The sequence below is a fragment of the Campylobacter devanensis genome, assembly GCF_002139915.1.
GTDB lineage: Bacteria > Campylobacterota > Campylobacteria > Campylobacterales > Campylobacteraceae > Campylobacter > Campylobacter devanensis.
Map to the genome: position 1 here is coordinate 1,541,505 of NZ_CP018788.1, position 14,594 is coordinate 1,556,098.

General features: G+C 35.6%; 26 protein-coding genes and 1 pseudogene. 1 reads left to right on the top strand and 26 read right to left on the bottom strand.

Annotated elements, in window-relative coordinates:
- Positions 1-19: 19 nt before the first annotated feature.
- The 25 genes and pseudogenes from hcp to rpsJ all read right to left on the bottom strand — a co-directional run bounded on the left by hcp (position 20) and on the right by rpsJ (position 12,801).
- Positions 20-1,345: a hydroxylamine reductase gene (gene hcp, locus CIGN_RS07760; RefSeq protein ID WP_086303123.1), complete on the bottom strand. Its 1,326-nt coding sequence runs from the start codon at positions 1,343-1,345 to the stop codon at positions 20-22.
- A gap of 66 nt (positions 1,346-1,411) precedes the next feature.
- Positions 1,412-2,023, bottom strand: a complete 612-nt coding sequence (locus tag CIGN_RS07765) for a Crp/Fnr family transcriptional regulator (protein WP_086303125.1) — start codon at positions 2,021-2,023, stop codon at positions 1,412-1,414.
- A gap of 3 nt (positions 2,024-2,026) precedes the next feature.
- Positions 2,027-2,245, bottom strand: coding sequence for a translation initiation factor IF-1 (gene infA / locus CIGN_RS07770; protein WP_009649712.1), 219 nt, complete (start codon positions 2,243-2,245; stop codon positions 2,027-2,029).
- An 84-nt stretch (positions 2,246-2,329) separates the two neighbouring features.
- A complete protein-coding gene (map, locus tag CIGN_RS07775; RefSeq protein ID WP_086225403.1) occupies positions 2,330-3,091 on the bottom strand; it encodes a type I methionyl aminopeptidase in 762 nt (253 codons plus the stop codon).
- Position 3,092: 1 nt separating this feature from the next.
- Positions 3,093-4,355 (bottom strand): preprotein translocase subunit SecY, encoded by a 1,263-nt coding sequence (gene secY, locus CIGN_RS07780; protein WP_086251247.1) that lies wholly within the window; start codon positions 4,353-4,355, stop codon positions 3,093-3,095.
- Entirely contained in the window at positions 4,355-4,756 is a 402-nt protein-coding gene (rplO, locus tag CIGN_RS07785) for a 50S ribosomal protein L15 (protein ID WP_086303127.1), read from the bottom strand. The genes secY and rplO overlap by 1 nt, the downstream gene beginning before the upstream one ends.
- A 9-nt stretch (positions 4,757-4,765) precedes the next feature.
- Positions 4,766-5,209, bottom strand: coding sequence for a 30S ribosomal protein S5 (rpsE, locus tag CIGN_RS07790; protein WP_086225400.1), 444 nt, complete (start codon positions 5,207-5,209; stop codon positions 4,766-4,768).
- Between the two features lie 14 nt (positions 5,210-5,223).
- A complete protein-coding gene (gene rplR, locus CIGN_RS07795) occupies positions 5,224-5,580 on the bottom strand; it encodes a 50S ribosomal protein L18 (protein WP_086225399.1) in 357 nt (118 codons plus the stop codon).
- A gap of 9 nt (positions 5,581-5,589) precedes the next feature.
- The gene (gene rplF, locus CIGN_RS07800) at positions 5,590-6,126 is read right to left on the bottom strand and encodes a 50S ribosomal protein L6 (RefSeq protein ID WP_086226581.1); all 537 of its coding nucleotides are present in this window, start codon (positions 6,124-6,126) and stop codon (positions 5,590-5,592) included.
- Positions 6,127-6,229: 103 nt separating this feature from the next.
- On the bottom strand, positions 6,230-6,625 hold the full coding sequence (gene rpsH / locus CIGN_RS07805) for a 30S ribosomal protein S8 (protein WP_086225397.1): 396 nt from the start codon (positions 6,623-6,625) through the stop codon (positions 6,230-6,232).
- Between the two features lie 10 nt (positions 6,626-6,635).
- Positions 6,636-6,821: a type Z 30S ribosomal protein S14 gene (locus CIGN_RS07810; RefSeq protein ID WP_038452543.1), complete on the bottom strand. Its 186-nt coding sequence runs from the start codon at positions 6,819-6,821 to the stop codon at positions 6,636-6,638.
- 1 nt (position 6,822) lies between these two features.
- On the bottom strand, positions 6,823-7,365 hold the full coding sequence (rplE, locus tag CIGN_RS07815; RefSeq protein ID WP_086225396.1) for a 50S ribosomal protein L5: 543 nt from the start codon (positions 7,363-7,365) through the stop codon (positions 6,823-6,825).
- Between the two features lie 2 nt (positions 7,366-7,367).
- The gene (gene rplX, locus CIGN_RS07820) at positions 7,368-7,601 is read right to left on the bottom strand and encodes a 50S ribosomal protein L24 (RefSeq protein WP_086225395.1); all 234 of its coding nucleotides are present in this window, start codon (positions 7,599-7,601) and stop codon (positions 7,368-7,370) included.
- A complete protein-coding gene (gene rplN / locus CIGN_RS07825; protein WP_086225394.1) occupies positions 7,601-7,969 on the bottom strand; it encodes a 50S ribosomal protein L14 in 369 nt (122 codons plus the stop codon). Before rplN ends, rplX begins: the two co-directional genes overlap by 1 nt.
- Positions 7,969-8,214 (bottom strand): 30S ribosomal protein S17, encoded by a 246-nt coding sequence (gene rpsQ / locus CIGN_RS07830; RefSeq protein ID WP_407712977.1) that lies wholly within the window; start codon positions 8,212-8,214, stop codon positions 7,969-7,971. The genes rplN and rpsQ overlap by 1 nt, the downstream gene beginning before the upstream one ends.
- Positions 8,215-8,236: 22 nt before the next feature.
- Entirely contained in the window at positions 8,237-8,422 is a 186-nt protein-coding gene (rpmC, locus tag CIGN_RS07835) for a 50S ribosomal protein L29 (RefSeq protein ID WP_086225392.1), read from the bottom strand.
- Entirely contained in the window at positions 8,409-8,834 is a 426-nt protein-coding gene (rplP, locus tag CIGN_RS07840) for a 50S ribosomal protein L16 (RefSeq protein ID WP_086225391.1), read from the bottom strand. Before rplP ends, rpmC begins: the two co-directional genes overlap by 14 nt.
- Positions 8,834-9,532 carry a 30S ribosomal protein S3 gene (gene rpsC / locus CIGN_RS07845; RefSeq protein WP_086241536.1) on the bottom strand — a complete coding sequence of 233 codons (699 nt, stop codon included), beginning with the start codon at positions 9,530-9,532 and terminating at the stop codon, positions 8,834-8,836. The genes rplP and rpsC overlap by 1 nt, the downstream gene beginning before the upstream one ends.
- A 7-nt stretch (positions 9,533-9,539) precedes the next feature.
- Positions 9,540-9,872 (bottom strand): annotated as a pseudogene (gene rplV / locus CIGN_RS07850) (50S ribosomal protein L22); the annotation flags it as partial.
- A gap of 9 nt (positions 9,873-9,881) precedes the next feature.
- Positions 9,882-10,163, bottom strand: coding sequence for a 30S ribosomal protein S19 (gene rpsS / locus CIGN_RS07855; protein WP_086225388.1), 282 nt, complete (start codon positions 10,161-10,163; stop codon positions 9,882-9,884).
- A gap of 2 nt (positions 10,164-10,165) precedes the next feature.
- Positions 10,166-10,996, bottom strand: coding sequence for a 50S ribosomal protein L2 (rplB, locus tag CIGN_RS07860; protein WP_086226585.1), 831 nt, complete (start codon positions 10,994-10,996; stop codon positions 10,166-10,168).
- Between the two features lies 1 nt (position 10,997).
- On the bottom strand, positions 10,998-11,279 hold the full coding sequence (locus CIGN_RS07865) for a 50S ribosomal protein L23 (protein ID WP_086225386.1): 282 nt from the start codon (positions 11,277-11,279) through the stop codon (positions 10,998-11,000).
- A 2-nt stretch (positions 11,280-11,281) separates the two neighbouring features.
- Positions 11,282-11,896 carry a 50S ribosomal protein L4 gene (rplD, locus tag CIGN_RS07870; RefSeq protein WP_063997497.1) on the bottom strand — a complete coding sequence of 205 codons (615 nt, stop codon included), beginning with the start codon at positions 11,894-11,896 and terminating at the stop codon, positions 11,282-11,284.
- Positions 11,893-12,471 (bottom strand): 50S ribosomal protein L3, encoded by a 579-nt coding sequence (gene rplC / locus CIGN_RS07875; RefSeq protein ID WP_086303129.1) that lies wholly within the window; start codon positions 12,469-12,471, stop codon positions 11,893-11,895. The genes rplD and rplC overlap by 4 nt, the downstream gene beginning before the upstream one ends.
- An 18-nt stretch (positions 12,472-12,489) precedes the next feature.
- Positions 12,490-12,801 (bottom strand): 30S ribosomal protein S10, encoded by a 312-nt coding sequence (gene rpsJ, locus CIGN_RS07880; RefSeq protein WP_002847957.1) that lies wholly within the window; start codon positions 12,799-12,801, stop codon positions 12,490-12,492.
- Positions 12,802-13,172: 371 nt separating this feature from the next.
- Here rpsJ and CIGN_RS08130 point away from each other — a divergent pair, with 371 nt between their 5' ends.
- Entirely contained in the window at positions 13,173-13,679 is a 507-nt protein-coding gene (locus tag CIGN_RS08130) for an AAA family ATPase (protein WP_115633455.1), read from the top strand.
- A gap of 201 nt (positions 13,680-13,880) precedes the next feature.
- On the opposite strand, the gene CIGN_RS07890 is transcribed toward CIGN_RS08130, so the two are convergent.
- On the bottom strand, positions 13,881-14,489 hold the full coding sequence (locus CIGN_RS07890) for a Crp/Fnr family transcriptional regulator (protein ID WP_086303131.1): 609 nt from the start codon (positions 14,487-14,489) through the stop codon (positions 13,881-13,883).
- Positions 14,490-14,594 lie beyond the last annotated feature (105 nt).

Consider the following 14,594-nt stretch of genomic DNA (forward strand, 5'->3'; position numbering starts at 1 on the left):
CGTAGCTCTGTTAAAAAACTTAAGAGTTTAAAAATTTCTCTAAATCCGCTTTTGGATCTTCGCTGATTAGTGATAGATTATATTTTTCTACTAAGAAATTTAATATCTCACTATTTAAAAATTTTGGCAAGCTAGGCCCTATATGGATATTTTTTACACCTAAATATAAGAGTGCTACTAATATTATTATAGCTTTTTGTTCCATCCACATTAACACTATTGAAAGCGGCAAGTCATTGATAGCTATCCCTGTAGCTTCGCTTAAAGCCATAGCTATTTTTACTCCGCCATTGCTATCATTACACTGACCCAAATCTAAATATCTTGGGATATTTGTCCCTTCAATTAAGCCAAAATCTATATCATTAAATCTAAATTTACCACAACTTGAAGTCAAAATCACACAATCCTTTGGCACACTAAGAGCTAGCTCTCTATAATACTCTCTACCCTTGCCCGGCGCATCACATCCTGCTATAACAAAAAATCTACGAATTTTACCACTTTTAATTGCCTCTAAAATCTCACCAGCCATAGGCAAAACAGCCTTATAGTGATGACCTGTGCTGATTACTTCATCGCTATCAAAGCCGCTTACATCATCAAGCTCTAAAGCCTTATTAATTAATGGAGTAAAGTCGTCGCCAATAATATGAGCTATGCCTTTAGTGCTAGCAATATCATATCCAAACAATCTATCACTATACTTGGCACTTTTACGAAGTGGGACAATACAATTTGTAGTCATCAAAATAGCCCCGTTAAATTTATTAAAAAGATCAGTTTGATCAAACCAAGCTTTGCCTAAATTCCCTTTTAAATGAGGATACTTTTTAAGCTCTGGATAGCCATGAGCTGGAAGCATTTCAGAGTGAGTATAGATATTGATCCCTTTGTCTTTGGTCTGTTCTAATAGCTCTTTTAGCGCATGAAGATTATGCCCGCTTACTAAAATAGCTTTGCCTTCTGCTCTGTTTTGAGTGATTTTTACAGGGGTCGGGATACCAAATTTGCTTGTATGAGCATTGCTTAGAATATCCATAACTTCTACTCCGGCTTTGCCTACTTTTAGCAATTGTTCAATATGCTGATCAAAGTTAAAATTCATATTTGTAAGTGTAAAATACAGGGTTTGAGCCATTACATCATCTACATTTTTTGTATTAGCCCCTAATTCATTTGCGTGGTGGCGATATGCGCTTAGACCCTTTAGGGCAAATATCATCATATCTTGTAGTCTTGCTAGTGTAGCGTCTTTACCACAAGTTCCGATACTTTGTCCTTTAGAGCCACATCCATCATTAGCACTCATTTCACATTGATGACAAAACATCTCTAAATCCATAAAAATCCTTTAAAATAAATTAAATTTGGATTTTATAGAATTTTTATATTTTTGTATGTAATCGCTTCACACAACTAAACAAATTTCACCTCTTGATAGGGTTAAAAATCCATTTTTTTCTAGCTGTTTGAGATTTTTAGATACGCTCTCTCTTGTTACGCCTAGATGATTTGCTATTTGCTGATGAGTGATTTTTATGCTGTTATTTATAGCATTTTTATTGACAAATTCAATCAACCTATCACGAAATGGTATAGTTTTGCTTTTTGAAGCTACCTCTATACTCTTAGCAAATTGCTTGGCAAAAATAGTCAAAATATACTCACTAAGCTTGGGATATTTCTCCCTTAAATTTCTAAAAATATTATCTGGGATTGCGATAATTTCTAAATCGCCAAGAGCTTGAAGATTTAATTCTAATTGAAGTGATTTTTGAGTACAAATTTGACATATTACCCATTCATCACCCTTTTCAAGGGTGAGAATTGTCTGTTCTTGAGAGCCAAAAATAGTATAAACTCTAAGAGACCCAGAGCCTATCATCAGTAGTCCATAATGGCTCTTTGTAAGGGGGCTACCATCGCTAAATTTTTTAATTTGTAAAGATTCTTCTATCTCATCTAAATCTTGCGAAGATACACCAAATCTTTTAAGCTTATCTTTTAAAATCTCTATCATAGATTATTTATAACGATATGTGATTCTGCCTTTATCTAGACTATATGGCGTAAGCTCCACTTTAACCCTATCACCTGGCATTATTTTGATATAGTGCATTCTCATCTTGCCTGCAATGTGGCATAAAATCACATGCTTATTATCTAATTCTACTTTGAAAGTGGCATTTGGTAGGGCTTCAACCACATTACCATCAATCTCTATAACATCATCTTTTGCCAAATTTATTCCTTTCGTTATTATCAGCTATTACAAATTTAAAGAAAATTAAATTGAATTTAAATTTCTTTAAACTCAAAGCAACCTTTAGCTAACGCTACTTAAAATTTCAGCCTTGCCATTTATCACAGCCACGCAGTGCTCATAATGGCTAGTTCGCATACCATCTACGCTAGTAACAGTCCATTTGTCTGCGGCAATTTTTGGGGTGCCATCTTTTTGACAAATCATCGGCTCGATACAAAAGACCATACCATTTCTAATCTTTGGCCCAGCTTTTGGGGTTGTCCCTTCTAAATAATTTGGAATTTCAGGCTCTTCATGTGGTTTGCGACCTATACCATGACCGCAAAATCCCTTCAAAGGCACATACCCACGAGATAGTATAAATTGCTCCAACTTATAGCATAACTCTTTAAAATGCATACCGACCCTAATCTCATCAATAGCATAATACAAAGCATCTTTGCTACAAGCTATCAAATCTTCATCACTTTTTGAGATATTGCCTACTGGATATGTCCTAGCACTATCACCAAAAAATCCATTTAAATTTGAACCAATATCAACTGAAACTATATCGCCATCTTGTAAAATATAGCCATTTGGAATTCCATGAATTACAACCTCATTTACGCTGATACAAGCTGTATTTGGAAAGCCGTAAAGTCCTTTAAAAGCGGGTTTAGCCCCAGCAGAAACTATCATATCTTCGCAAATTTTGTCAATTTCAAGTAGCGAAATTCCAGGCTTAATAATAGTATGGAGATGATCTAGAGTAGCTGCGACTATCTTATTAGCCGCACGCATACTCTCTATCTCTTTTGGAGTTTTTATACCTATAGCCATTTTATAACCCAACCGCACTTAGAGTTTGATATTTACTCATATAGACTTGAGCTTCTATCTTTCTCATAGTATCAAGCGCTACTTGAACTACAATCAATACAGATGTACCACCAAAATAGAAAGGAACTCCCATAAATTTAACCAAAACCCAAGGCAAAGTAGAGATAAGACCAAGATATATAGAACCAGTTAAGGTAAGTCTGCTAGCTACTTCATTTAAGAAGTTAGCGGTGCTTTCGCCAGGTCTAACACCAGGAATAAATCCACCTTGTCTTTTTAAATTTTCGCTTATGTCTTTTGCGTTAAATGTGATTGAAGCATAAAAATATGCAAAAAATAGAATAAACAAAAATGTTAAAATATTGAAAAAATAGCTATTTGGATTTAAAAAATCATTGATAGCTAATATAAACTCATTTGTACTTGCTTGTAAAATTGTCCCTGGGAACATCAAAATAGCACTAGCAAAAATCGGTGGAATAACACCACTTAAATTTACTTTAATAGGGATGTAATTCATTATTCTCTTATTTTGATTTTGCATAACAGTTTTACGAGAATATGAAATCGGCACCCTTCTTTCGCCCATCTCTACATATATTACCACACCAACAGTAGCTAGGATAATCAAAGCAATTGCTATAACTACTAAGAAATTTAACTCGCCGGTATTGACTAGATCAATTGTTCCGCCAATAGCACTTGGAATACCGCTTACGATACCAGCAAAGATTATAAGACTGATACCATTACCAATACCTCTTTGAGTAATCTGCTCACCTATCCACATAAGCAGCATCGTGCCAGTTAGCATAGATACACAGCTAATTCCGATAAATAAATTCGTATCTATCATTATCGCACTAGATCCATCTTTGCCAGTTAGACTTTGTAATCCAATACTTACGCCTATAGCTTGTATCACGGTAATTACTATAGTAGCATAGCGGATAATTTGCATATATTTTTGCATACCATCACGCTCTTTTTTCATCTTGCCTAAATTTGGAAATGTAGCAGCTAAAAGCTCCATAATAATTGAAGCTGTAATATAAGGCATAATGCCTAGCGAAATAATGCTTAGACGCTCAGCAGCACCGCCGCTAAACATATTAAACATACCAAGCGCATTTGAGCTATTTGAAGTAAAAAATTCCCTAATAACATCAATATTTACACCAGGTACTGGCACATAAGCCAGCACCCTATAAGCAAACAAAAATCCAAGCGTAATTAATATCTTGTTGATTAATGCTCTGTTCATTAGCTATTTCCAGTTGCCTTTATATTCTCATCTTTTATTTTACTTGCTAAATCTTTAGCACCAGCACCAATGAGCTTAACTTTTTTAATGCTGTTTGAGAATTTATGTACTGTTTTAAGAGTATCTAGCGTAATTTCGCTTAACTCTTTAATAGCAGGATTTCTATCAACGCTAATCGCATATGGTTTTTCAAATTTAGAAGTAAAGCCTACTTTTGGTAGTCTTCTTTGAAGTGGTTGTTGGCCACCTTCAAAGCCTCTTTTTTCGTTATAACCTTTTCTAGCTGTTTGACCTTTGCCACCTTTTGTAGCCGTTTTACCCCAGCCACTACCTTGACCACGACCGATTCTTTTAGTGTTGTGAGTTGAGCCAGCAGCTTTTTGTAAATTTTCTAGTCCCATGCTCTCTCCTTAACCTTTTAGCATGCTTAATGCTTTAATTGTAGCACGAACGACATTTGCAGAGTTGTTTGAACCAAGAGATTTAGTAAGTATATTTTTGATACCTGCCAACTCTACAACTGGACGAGCACCACCACCAGCGATAACTCCGGTACCTTCGCTAGCTGGTTTTAGTAGAATTCTACTTGCGTTGTATTTAACTTCGATATCGTGAGGAATTGTATTGCCTTTTAATTTGACTTCTACAATGTTTTTAAACGCATCATCAGTAGCTTTTCTCATCGCATCTGGCACCTCTTTGGCTTTACCAAATCCAAATCCAACACGACCTTTTTTATCACCTACAACAACAAGAGCTGTAAATCTAAATCTTCTACCGCCTTTTACAACCTTAGTAACACGACCGATATCGACGATTACTTCTTCAAATTCTTCTCTATTATACTTTTCCATCAACAATCCTTGCGTTATAGCTTAATGCCATTTTCTCTTAGAGCTTCAGCAAATGCTGCAACTACACCATGATAAAGATAGCCATTTCTATCAAATACCGCTTCTTTAATTCCAGCTTTTTCTAGTTTTGCAGCAATATCTTTAGCTAGCACTGCTGCACCGGCTTTATTTGCTTTTATGCCTAGTTTTCTACCATCACTAGCACAAAGCGTAGTAGCATTGATATCTTCTATCGCTTGGACATATAGAGTTCTATTAGATTTGAATATAGAAATTCTAGGGCAAGACGCAGTACCGCTAATTTTAGCTCTTATTCTTCTTTTTCTCTTAATTCTTAGAGATAATTTTCTTTTTAATACATTTGCTACCATTGCTTACCCTTATTTCTTAGATGTTTTACCGGCTTTGCGGATTATGCGCTCTTCAACATATTTGACACCTTTGCCTTTGTAAGGTTCTGGTGGTCTAAAGCCTCTTACTTCAGCTGCTACTTGGCCTACTACTTGTTTATCGCTACCTTTAATTGTAATAATGTTTTTCTCAACACTTACTTCTACACCTTCAGGAAGCTCATAATTAATAGGGTGAGAAAAGCCTAATGCTAACTCTAATACTTTACCTTTTGCCGCAGCTTTATAACCAACACCATTGATCTCTAACTGTCTAGTAAATCCAGCAGTTAAGCCAATTACTATATTATTAGCCAAAGCACGATATGTACCCCAGTAGGCTCTGCTTTGTCTATCATCGCCCTTGCTAGCAAAAGTGATAAGACCATCTTTAACTTCTACATTGACATTACCTTTAGTGTCTAGTTCTTTAGTAGCGTTGCCCTTTTTAAACACTAAAACTGCACCATTTAAACTAACATCTAAACCGCTTGGGATAGATATTGGCTGTTTTCCAATTCTTGACATATTTTTCCTTTTTACTTGTCTAGGGTATTTCTACGCTATGCGAATGGATACCCAATACCATAAAAAGATTAGCCTTTCAAATTTAAAAAGGCTAATTCCACTCTTACCAAACTGTACAAAGCACCTCACCGCCAACACCAGCTTTATGTGCTTCATCATTGCTTAAAACACCTTTGCTTGTGCTAACGATAATTGTCCCATAACCATTTTTAAATCTTTTAATCTCGTCTTTGCCTTGATAAACTCTACGGCCTGGTTTTGAAACTCTTTTTAGCTCATTGATAACACTTCTACCACGCTCGTCATATTTTAAAACTACATTAATGAATTTTTTATTATTCTCTTCAATAACATTGTAGCTTTCAATATAACCTTTTTGTGCTAGAATTTTTAAAGTCGCCTCAACAACATTTGAGTGTAGAAGTTGAGTAGTCTCTAATCTTCTCATAGCCGCATTTCTAATGCGTGTTAATCCATCTGAAATTAAATCATTTATCATCTTGCTTCCCTTACCAACTTGCTTTTTTAAGACCTGGTATTAGTCCTTCGTTAGCCATTTTTCTTAGGCACACACGGCAAATTCCAAAATCTTTATAAACAGAGTGTGGGCGACCACAAATTTGACATCTAGTGTATCCACGCACGCTAAATTTAGGTTTGCGTGCTGCTTTTGCTATCATTGATTTTTTTGCCATATTACTTTCCTTTTGCAAATGGAATGCCAAAGAGTTCAAGTAGCTTGAACGCTTGTTTGTCATCGTTAGTTGTTGTAACTATAGTTATATTCATACCATGTGTTCTTAGAATTTGATCAAATACAACTTCTGGAAACATTAGTTGTTCATTTAAACCAAAGTTATAATTACCACGACCATCAAATCCATCTCTAGGCAAACCACGGAAGTCTTTTACCCTAGGAAGTGCGATGCTAATTAGTTTATCTAAGAATGCATACATTTGCTCTTTTCTTAGAGTTACTTTTATACCCACTGGGAAGCCTTCTCTTACTTTAAAGCCAGCAACTGATTTTTTAGCATTTGTAACAACTGCTTTTTGACCGGCTATTAAAGATATTGTATCAGCCATATTTTGAAGCAATTTTTGATCCTTAGCACCCTCGCCAGCTCCGACGCTAATCACAATTTTTTCAATCGCTGGAATAAGCATAGGATTTTTGATATCAAATTCTTTAACCAAAGCCGGTTTAATACTCTCTGCGTATTTAGTTTTTAATCTCATACTTAGCCCTCAACTTTGCTTACATTTGAAATATCAATAGGCATCTCTTTGCTTATAAAGCCACCATTTGGATTTTTCTCGCTTGGTTTTACAGCTTTTTTAGCAACTTTTACACCCTCTACTATCACTTGACCTTTTTTAGGAAGCACTGCTAAAACTTTAGCAACTTTGCCTTTATCATCACCTGCGATTACTTTTACTTCATCGCCTTTTTTGATTTTATATTTTACTGCCATTATAGAACCTCCGGTGCAAGAGATACGATTTTCATAAAATTCGCATATCTTACTTCTCTACCCACTGGGCCAAATATACGAGTACCTACTGGCTCTCTTTTGTTATCAAGTATAACAGCAGCATTTTCATCAAATCTAATTAAAGATCCATTATCTCTTTGAACCTCTTTTTTAGTCCTTACTACTACTGCTTTTACCACTTGACCTTTTTTAATTTTGCCATTTGGTAGAGCTTTCTTAACTGAGCAAACGATAACATCACCTAGGCTTGCATATCGTCTTTTGCTACCACCTAAAACTTTTATACACATTAACTCTTTTGCGCCACTATTATCTGCTACTGCTAGTCTTGTAAAACTTTGTATCATTATTCAACTCCTGTTTTCAAAACTGATTGTAAGCGGAATTTTTTTCTAGCGCTTAGCGGTCTGCACTCAACAGCTGATATAGTATCTCCCACTTTTAGCTCATTTTTCTCATCATGAACTAGATACTTTTTAAAGCGTTTTACGAATTTATGATATCTTGGGTGCATAACTCTTCTTTCAACTAATATAGTTGCAGTTTTATTCCCAGCTATCGCTACTACGACACCTTGAATTTCTCTTTTCATTTCTACTGCCATCATTTACCCCTTACTTCGCAGCACTAATTGCAGTATTGATCCTAGCGATATCTTTTTTAGCTTCACGGATCTCATTTGGGTTAGTTAGCTGCATAGTTTTTAGCTTTTGTCTAAGTGTAAATAAAAGCACCTTTTTCTCTTTTAACAAAGCGTTAAGTTCGCTTAAATTTTTTCCACTTATATCAGTATATTTCATTTTCGCTCTCTCTTGTTACAAACTTAGTTTTAAATGGTAGTTTGTGCATAGCTAATGTCAGAGCCTCTCTAGCAAGCTCTTCAGATACTCCAGCCATTTCAAATATTATTCTACCTGGTTTAATATTCATAACCCACTCTTCAACACCACCTTTACCTTTACCCATACGAGTTTCTAATGGTTTTTTGGTTATTGGTTTATCTGGAAATACTCTAATCCAAGTTTTAGCCTGTCTTTTAACATGACGAGTATATGCTTGACGAGCAGATTCTATTTGACGAGAGTTGATTCTACCAGCTTCTACAGCCTTTAATCCAAATTCGCCAAGTGCTAGAGCTGTACCACGAGTTGCGTAGCCACGATTGCGGCCTTTCATCATTTTACGATATTTCGTTCTTTTTGGTAATAACATTATTTACCCCTTCTAGCGCGTTTTGCTTTTTTAGGAGCTGTCTCTTCGCTCTTTTGCTCTTGGATACCTTTTTGAAGTACTTCACCTTTAAATATCCATACTTTGACACCTATATTGCCATAAGTTGTGTGAGCTTCAGCAAAACCATAGTCTATTCTAGCTCTTAAAGTATGCAAAGGCACACGACCTTCAAGATACCACTCTGTTCTAGCCATTTCAGCACCGCCTAAGCGACCTGCTACGCTTACTTTAATACCTTTGGCACCAGCTTTTTGAGCACCTTGGATTACTTTTTTCATAGCACGGCGGAATGCCACACGACGCTCAAGTTGCATCGCTACATTTTCAGCTGCTAATTGAGCTGAGCTTCCTGCTTTACGCTCTTCTTTGATATTGATAGCTACATCTTTATTGACTAATTTAGCAACTTCTAGTCTTAAATTTTCTACTTCGCCACCTTTTTTGCCGATGATGATACCAGGACGAGCCGCAACTACTGTAACTCTTAGTTTTTTAGCTGTTCTTTCAACTAAAATTTGGCTAACACCAGCGTAATATAGCTTAGCTTTTAGGAATTTTCTTATTTTATAGTCTTCGCCTATGTTTTCTGGAAGAGTTGCTTTTGATGGAAACCATCTAGACTCCCAGTTTCTGTTTATACCTAGTCTAAGACCTATTGGATTAACTTTTTGTCCCATTTTATGCTTCCTTCTCTGTTTTTGCTGGTCTAGCTACTTCTACTAAGATATGGCTAGTAGGTTTGCGAATTCTACTTGCGCTTCCTCTTGCTCTTGGGCGGAATCTTTTTAAGACAGGACCTGCATCTACTCTACAACTTTTCACAACTACCTCTTCAGGCTCAAATCCGCCATTAGCTACAGCCGAGCTGATAGCATTTGCGATATATTTTGCGCCACGATTTGGCATAAAGCTAAGGCTAGCTAATGCTAATTCAGCATTCATGCCTTGAACTTCATCAGCTATTAATCTAGCTTTTGTTGGAGATAGTCTGATGAATTTAATAATCGCTCTACTCATAACTTCCCCTTATTTACCTATTTTTTTCTGAACAGAGCCTTTGTGACCCTTAAATGTTCTTGTTGGAGCGAATTCGCCTAGCTTGTAACCTATATGATTTTCTGTTATATATACAGGGATAAAGCTTTTGCCATTATGCACATTAAATGTCAAACCTATCATTTCAGGTGTAATTGTACTTCTTCTTGACCAAGTTTTGATTGGTTTATTATCATTAGCAGCTTTTGCAGCGATGACTTTTTTCATTACATGGTCATCTACAAAAGGACCTTTTTTTAGCGATCTAGCCATCGTTATTTACCCTTTCTTCTAGAAATTATAAGTCTATCACTAGCTTTTTTACGGCGAGTTTTAGCACCTTTAGTTGGTTTGCCCCATGGAGTAACTGGGTGGCGACCCGAATTTTTCTTACCTTCACCACCGCCGTGTGGGTGATCTACTGGGTTCATCGCACTACCTCTAGTTTGTGGGCGGATACCTCTATAGCGATTGCGACCTGCTTTACCTATAGTTACATTTGCCCAATCTTCATTACCAACTACGCCAACTGTAGCCATACATTCAGCTAGTACTTGTCTCATTTCACCGCTTGGAAGTCTTAGGATTACATATTTTTCTTCTTTACCCATAAGTTGAGCATATCCACCCGCACTTCTTGCCATTTGGGCACCTTTGCCCGGTTTTAGCTCGATATTATGGACGATTGTACCAACTGGAATGCTTTTTAACTTCATAGCGTTACCTGGTTTTATATCAAGACCGGCTTCGGCTGCACTGATAACATCGCCTACATTTAAGCCACTAGGGCGGATAATATATCTTTTTTCGCCATCTACATATGAGATTAGAGCGATACGGCAATTTCTATTTGGATCATACTCAATAGCTTCAACCTTGCCTGGAATTCCAAATTTACGACGCTTAAAGTCAATTATACGATATAATTTTTTAGCACCTGCTTCTTTATGGCGACTTGTGATTCTACCATTGTTATTTCTACCAGCTGCGGCAGGAATTTTAACAAGTAGGCTTCTTACGCTAGCTTTAGCTGTGATATCCTCACTGCTAAGACTTGTCATAAATCTTCTACTTGGGGTATAAGGTTTAAAACTTCTTATTGCCATCTTATGCCTCCTGACTTGCTAGGCTTACGCCATCTGGTAATTTGACATAGAATTTTTTATAATCGTTTCTTACGCCAACTCTACCTCTAAAACGCTTAACTTTGCCGTCTATTCTAAGTGAATTTACTCTAAGTGGCGTTACACCAAAATACTCTCTTAATACCTCTTTTAGGCCATTTTTAGTCATTTTTGGTGAAGTTTGGATCACTACTACACCTTGTTCTTGAAGGCCAAGAGTTTTTTCTGTATATACTATAGTTTTGATATCTGTTATATCTGCCATTTTTAGCCCTCTTTTACTATTGATTGTAGTGCTGATTTCTCTGCTATAACCGCACTATAGACTGAGACTAAATATGCATTTACTTCACTAGCATCAATTACATAGCAATTTGCTAGGTTTCTAAATGCCAAAAGAGTCTTAGCATCAAGCTCATTTTTGATGATTAACGCATCTCTAACGCCTAGTTTTTTGATGATAGCTGCTGCGTCTTTTGTTTTGCCACTTTCGATAGCGATGCTATCTACTGCGTAAAATTTGCCATTTGCTACTTTTTCGTTTAGAGCAAATTCAAGCGCTAATCTTTTTTGTTTTTTATTAACTTTTTGATTATAATTTCTATTATTTTTAGGACCAAATGCCACAGCACCGCCAACCCAAACATTTGTTCTAGTTGAACCAGCTCTTGCACCACCACGGCCTTTTTGACGCCAAGGTTTTTTACCGCCACCACTTACATCTGAGCGACCTTTTGTGTGGGCTGAGTTTGCTCTCATACTAGCAAGGTAGCTTTTGACATAGAGATATAAATTGTGCGAATTTACTTCAGCGTAACTAGCTGGAAGTTCTAATTCACTTGTTTTTTCAAATTTATCATTTAAAACTGCTATTTTACTCATTTAACTATCCTTACTCTACCCATCGCACCATTAAATCCTGGAACTGAGCCTTTTAATACTAAAATTCCATTAGCACTATCAAAGCTTACAACTTCGTTTTTAACGGTAGTTTTTTCATTACCATAGTGTCCGGCCATTTTTCTACCTGGTTGGACACGGCCTGGCCATTCGCAGTTACCTATAGAACCTGGTCTGCGGTGAAATCTCGAACCATGACTTGCAGGACCACCTGAAAATCCATGTCTTTTTATAACACCTTGGAAGCCTCTACCTTTTGTATTAAAGCTAACTTTTAAAACTTTTGCTTCATTTAGTGGAGTAGTATCTAAATCCCCAGCTTCGCTATTTGCTACGCTTAGAGTCGCAAATTGGTTAAATTCGCTACTTAAACCATATTTTTTTTGCTGACCTTTTATGGCTTTGTTATTTGTTTTTGTGTGTGCATAAGCTACGATAGCTCTGCTATTTTCGCCTACTTCGCATACTTTAGCTGGTAAAAGTCTAAGCAATGTAACAGGAGTGCTTGGGTTTGAGATAGTTCTGCTCATACCTATTTTTTCTACGATATATTCCATCATCTCTTCCTTTTATGCTTACTTGCCCATAGCGCGAACTTCGACATTAACTTCTGGAGCTAAGTCAAGCTTGGTTAGGCTATCAACTGTATCAGGCGTAGCTGCTACGATATCTAGCATACGAGCGTGAATTCTCATCTCAAATTGCTCACGAGAATCTTTATTTACATGTGGAGATTTTAACACTGTATAGCGTTTAATCTTTGTAGGCATAGGTACTGGCCCACGAACATCGGCACCAGTGCGTTTGACAGCTTCTACAATGGCTGCAACTGTGCGGTCTAGAACTCTGTGGTCATAAGCTTTTAGCTTAAGCCTAATTCTTTCCATATTTTTTCCTTTAAAAATAACTTATCGCTAACTTGCGACCTTTTGATATAATGCTCTTGCAGAGGCTTATTATTAATCTCTCAAGCATGCAAGCAAAGCTTACGCTTCTCATCAAAAGACGCGAATTATACCCAAAATAAGTTTTAAAATCAAATTTTAGCGCTATTTTTGCAAATTTTGTTTTATTTTTTTCCTTTTTATAAGGAATATTTTAAATATTAGAATGAAATTTAAATTTAGATAATCTATAGCATTATGTTATTATTACTAAAAGATTGTAAAGTTAATTAAGTAATTTCTATATAACATTAAATTTATCTAATTTACAATCAAATTTTAGATATAATTAACATAAATTAAAAAGGTAATTAATGAAAATATATCAAAATCGCTCGCAACTACTTGAGCAATTAAATCAAATTTGTATTCAAACATTAAAAGAAAAACCACGACTAATAGTAGCACTAACTGGGCTATGTGGTAGTGGCAAAAGCACACTTGGCAAGACAATTCGTAAAAAAGGCTTTGGTAACTTTGCCCCGTACCAAATCGCCGTCATAGATGATAATGTGATGAGCTTAAACCTATTTATTGCGCGCCCTAAAATTCGCAATACCCCCCCCCAACAAAATCTAAAAGATAATCTAAAACCATTTACAAAATTTCTACCTCCATATGTCAAAATAATTTTTTATATCTGTGCAAATCCAGTAAGAATAAACTTTGCTGATGTAGTAATAATCCTTAAAATCGATGAGCAAAGACGCCAAAAACAGCTAGAACAAAGAGAGAGCGATGCAGAGCTAATAAAATCCCTAATGAACGGAAAAATAAATATCGATATACCTTTTACACACGGGCTTTGTTTGGTGGAGTAGCTTTAAATTCTATGATTTAGCTAAATTTAAAAATTTTTTCCGTTGTGGGTTTTGCAAATATAAGGCGTGATAGTATAAATTTACAAAGAATGCTATCATTACCAGAGATAAAAGTTTATTTATTTTAGCGTCACTAAGTATATTAAAATTTAATAACGTTAATATATTGGCATTATTAATATATTAAAGATAAAGTTAAATTTAAGCTATTATATAGCTGCTTTTACCATATTTAATAAGCTTTCCAGTTTTGATAAGTTTATTAAATATAGTCGATACACTTTGGCGTTGCGCTCCTAAAAGATTAGATAGCGTAGCAATAGAAAATGGAATCTCAACTAGCTTTTTATCCCGCACCATCATATGCTGTTCATCTGCTAAGTTATGCAAAAAGCTTACAATCCTGCTTTCTAAACTACCAAATACTATATCAGCTACAATCTGGCGTGTCATTATAGTAGTACGAATTAGCGAATTTACCATTGCCATACTAAATTTCTCATTTTCAAAAAGCTCTTTTACATCGCATAGATTTAACTCCATTGCCTCAGAATCGCTTAAAAACTCCAAAACACTATCGCTATCGATTAAGACAATTGAACCTTTATTGATAAAATTTATGATAAATTCATTTGCGCCATTTATATAGCTTAGCTTTGCTTGGCCACTTTTTAGGATTATAAATTTAATATTTTGTGCGTAAATTAACTCAGATGTATAATATTTAGCCTGACGAAATAGAGCTAAATCCTCGCTGCTAAGCAGCTCAAAATCCGTATAATTCTCATGATCAAATCTGCTAATATTCATCGCACACTTTCACTTAAATTTTTTAAATTTATCATAAATTTAATTAATCTAAAATTGCAAAATATAGTATATTATTAGATTAATTAAATTTTAATTTTAACCTCT

Bases quoted from the DNA above. Each gene is read 5' to 3' on its own strand.
- secY (WP_086251247.1), bottom strand. From the start codon at position 4,355: ATGAACAGAGCATTAATCAACAAGATATTAATTACGCTTGGATTTTTG.
- rplN (WP_086225394.1), bottom strand. From the start codon at position 7,969: ATGATACAAAGTTTTACAAGACTAGCAGTAGCAGATAATAGTGGCGCA.
- rplD (WP_063997497.1), bottom strand. From the start codon at position 11,896: ATGAGTAAAATAGCAGTTTTAAATGATAAATTTGAAAAAACAAGTGAA.
- CIGN_RS07865 (WP_086225386.1), bottom strand. From the start codon at position 11,279: ATGGCAGATATAACAGATATCAAAACTATAGTATATACAGAAAAAACT.
- rpsQ (WP_407712977.1), bottom strand. From the start codon at position 8,214: ATGAAAAGAGAAATTCAAGGTGTCGTAGTAGCGATAGCTGGGAATAAA.
- CIGN_RS07810 (WP_038452543.1), bottom strand. From the start codon at position 6,821: ATGGCAAAAAAATCAATGATAGCAAAAGCAGCACGCAAACCTAAATTT.
- CIGN_RS08130 (WP_115633455.1), top strand. From the start codon at position 13,173: ATGAAAATATATCAAAATCGCTCGCAACTACTTGAGCAATTAAATCAA.
- rplO (WP_086303127.1), bottom strand. From the start codon at position 4,756: ATGGGACTAGAAAATTTACAAAAAGCTGCTGGCTCAACTCACAACACT.
- rpsC (WP_086241536.1), bottom strand. From the start codon at position 9,532: ATGGGACAAAAAGTTAATCCAATAGGTCTTAGACTAGGTATAAACAGA.
- hcp (WP_086303123.1), bottom strand. From the start codon at position 1,345: ATGGATTTAGAGATGTTTTGTCATCAATGTGAAATGAGTGCTAATGAT.
- rpsJ (WP_002847957.1), bottom strand. From the start codon at position 12,801: ATGGAAAGAATTAGGCTTAAGCTAAAAGCTTATGACCACAGAGTTCTA.
- map (WP_086225403.1), bottom strand. From the start codon at position 3,091: ATGGCTATAGGTATAAAAACTCCAAAAGAGATAGAGAGTATGCGTGCG.
- rplR (WP_086225399.1), bottom strand. From the start codon at position 5,580: ATGGTAGCAAATGTATTAAAAAGAAAATTATCTCTAAGAATTAAGAGA.
- rpsE (WP_086225400.1), bottom strand. From the start codon at position 5,209: ATGGAAAAGTATAATAGAGAAGAATTTGAAGAAGTAATCGTCGATATC.
- rplX (WP_086225395.1), bottom strand. From the start codon at position 7,601: ATGGCAGTAAAATATAAAATCAAAAAAGGCGATGAAGTAAAAGTAATC.
- CIGN_RS07765 (WP_086303125.1), bottom strand. From the start codon at position 2,023: ATGATAGAGATTTTAAAAGATAAGCTTAAAAGATTTGGTGTATCTTCG.
- rplB (WP_086226585.1), bottom strand. From the start codon at position 10,996: ATGGCAATAAGAAGTTTTAAACCTTATACCCCAAGTAGAAGATTTATG.
- rplF (WP_086226581.1), bottom strand. From the start codon at position 6,126: ATGTCAAGAATTGGAAAACAGCCAATATCTATCCCAAGCGGTTTAGAT.
- rplE (WP_086225396.1), bottom strand. From the start codon at position 7,365: ATGAGATTAAAAACTAAATACGCAGAGAGTATTAAACCGGCTTTGGTT.
- rpmC (WP_086225392.1), bottom strand. From the start codon at position 8,422: ATGAAATATACTGATATAAGTGGAAAAAATTTAAGCGAACTTAACGCT.
- rplP (WP_086225391.1), bottom strand. From the start codon at position 8,834: ATGTTATTACCAAAAAGAACGAAATATCGTAAAATGATGAAAGGCCGC.
- rpsH (WP_086225397.1), bottom strand. From the start codon at position 6,625: ATGATAAATGATTTAATTTCAGATGGATTAACACGCATTAGAAATGCG.
- CIGN_RS07890 (WP_086303131.1), bottom strand. From the start codon at position 14,489: ATGAATATTAGCAGATTTGATCATGAGAATTATACGGATTTTGAGCTG.
- rpsS (WP_086225388.1), bottom strand. From the start codon at position 10,163: ATGGCTAGATCGCTAAAAAAAGGTCCTTTTGTAGATGACCATGTAATG.
- rplC (WP_086303129.1), bottom strand. From the start codon at position 12,471: ATGGAATATATCGTAGAAAAAATAGGTATGAGCAGAACTATCTCAAAC.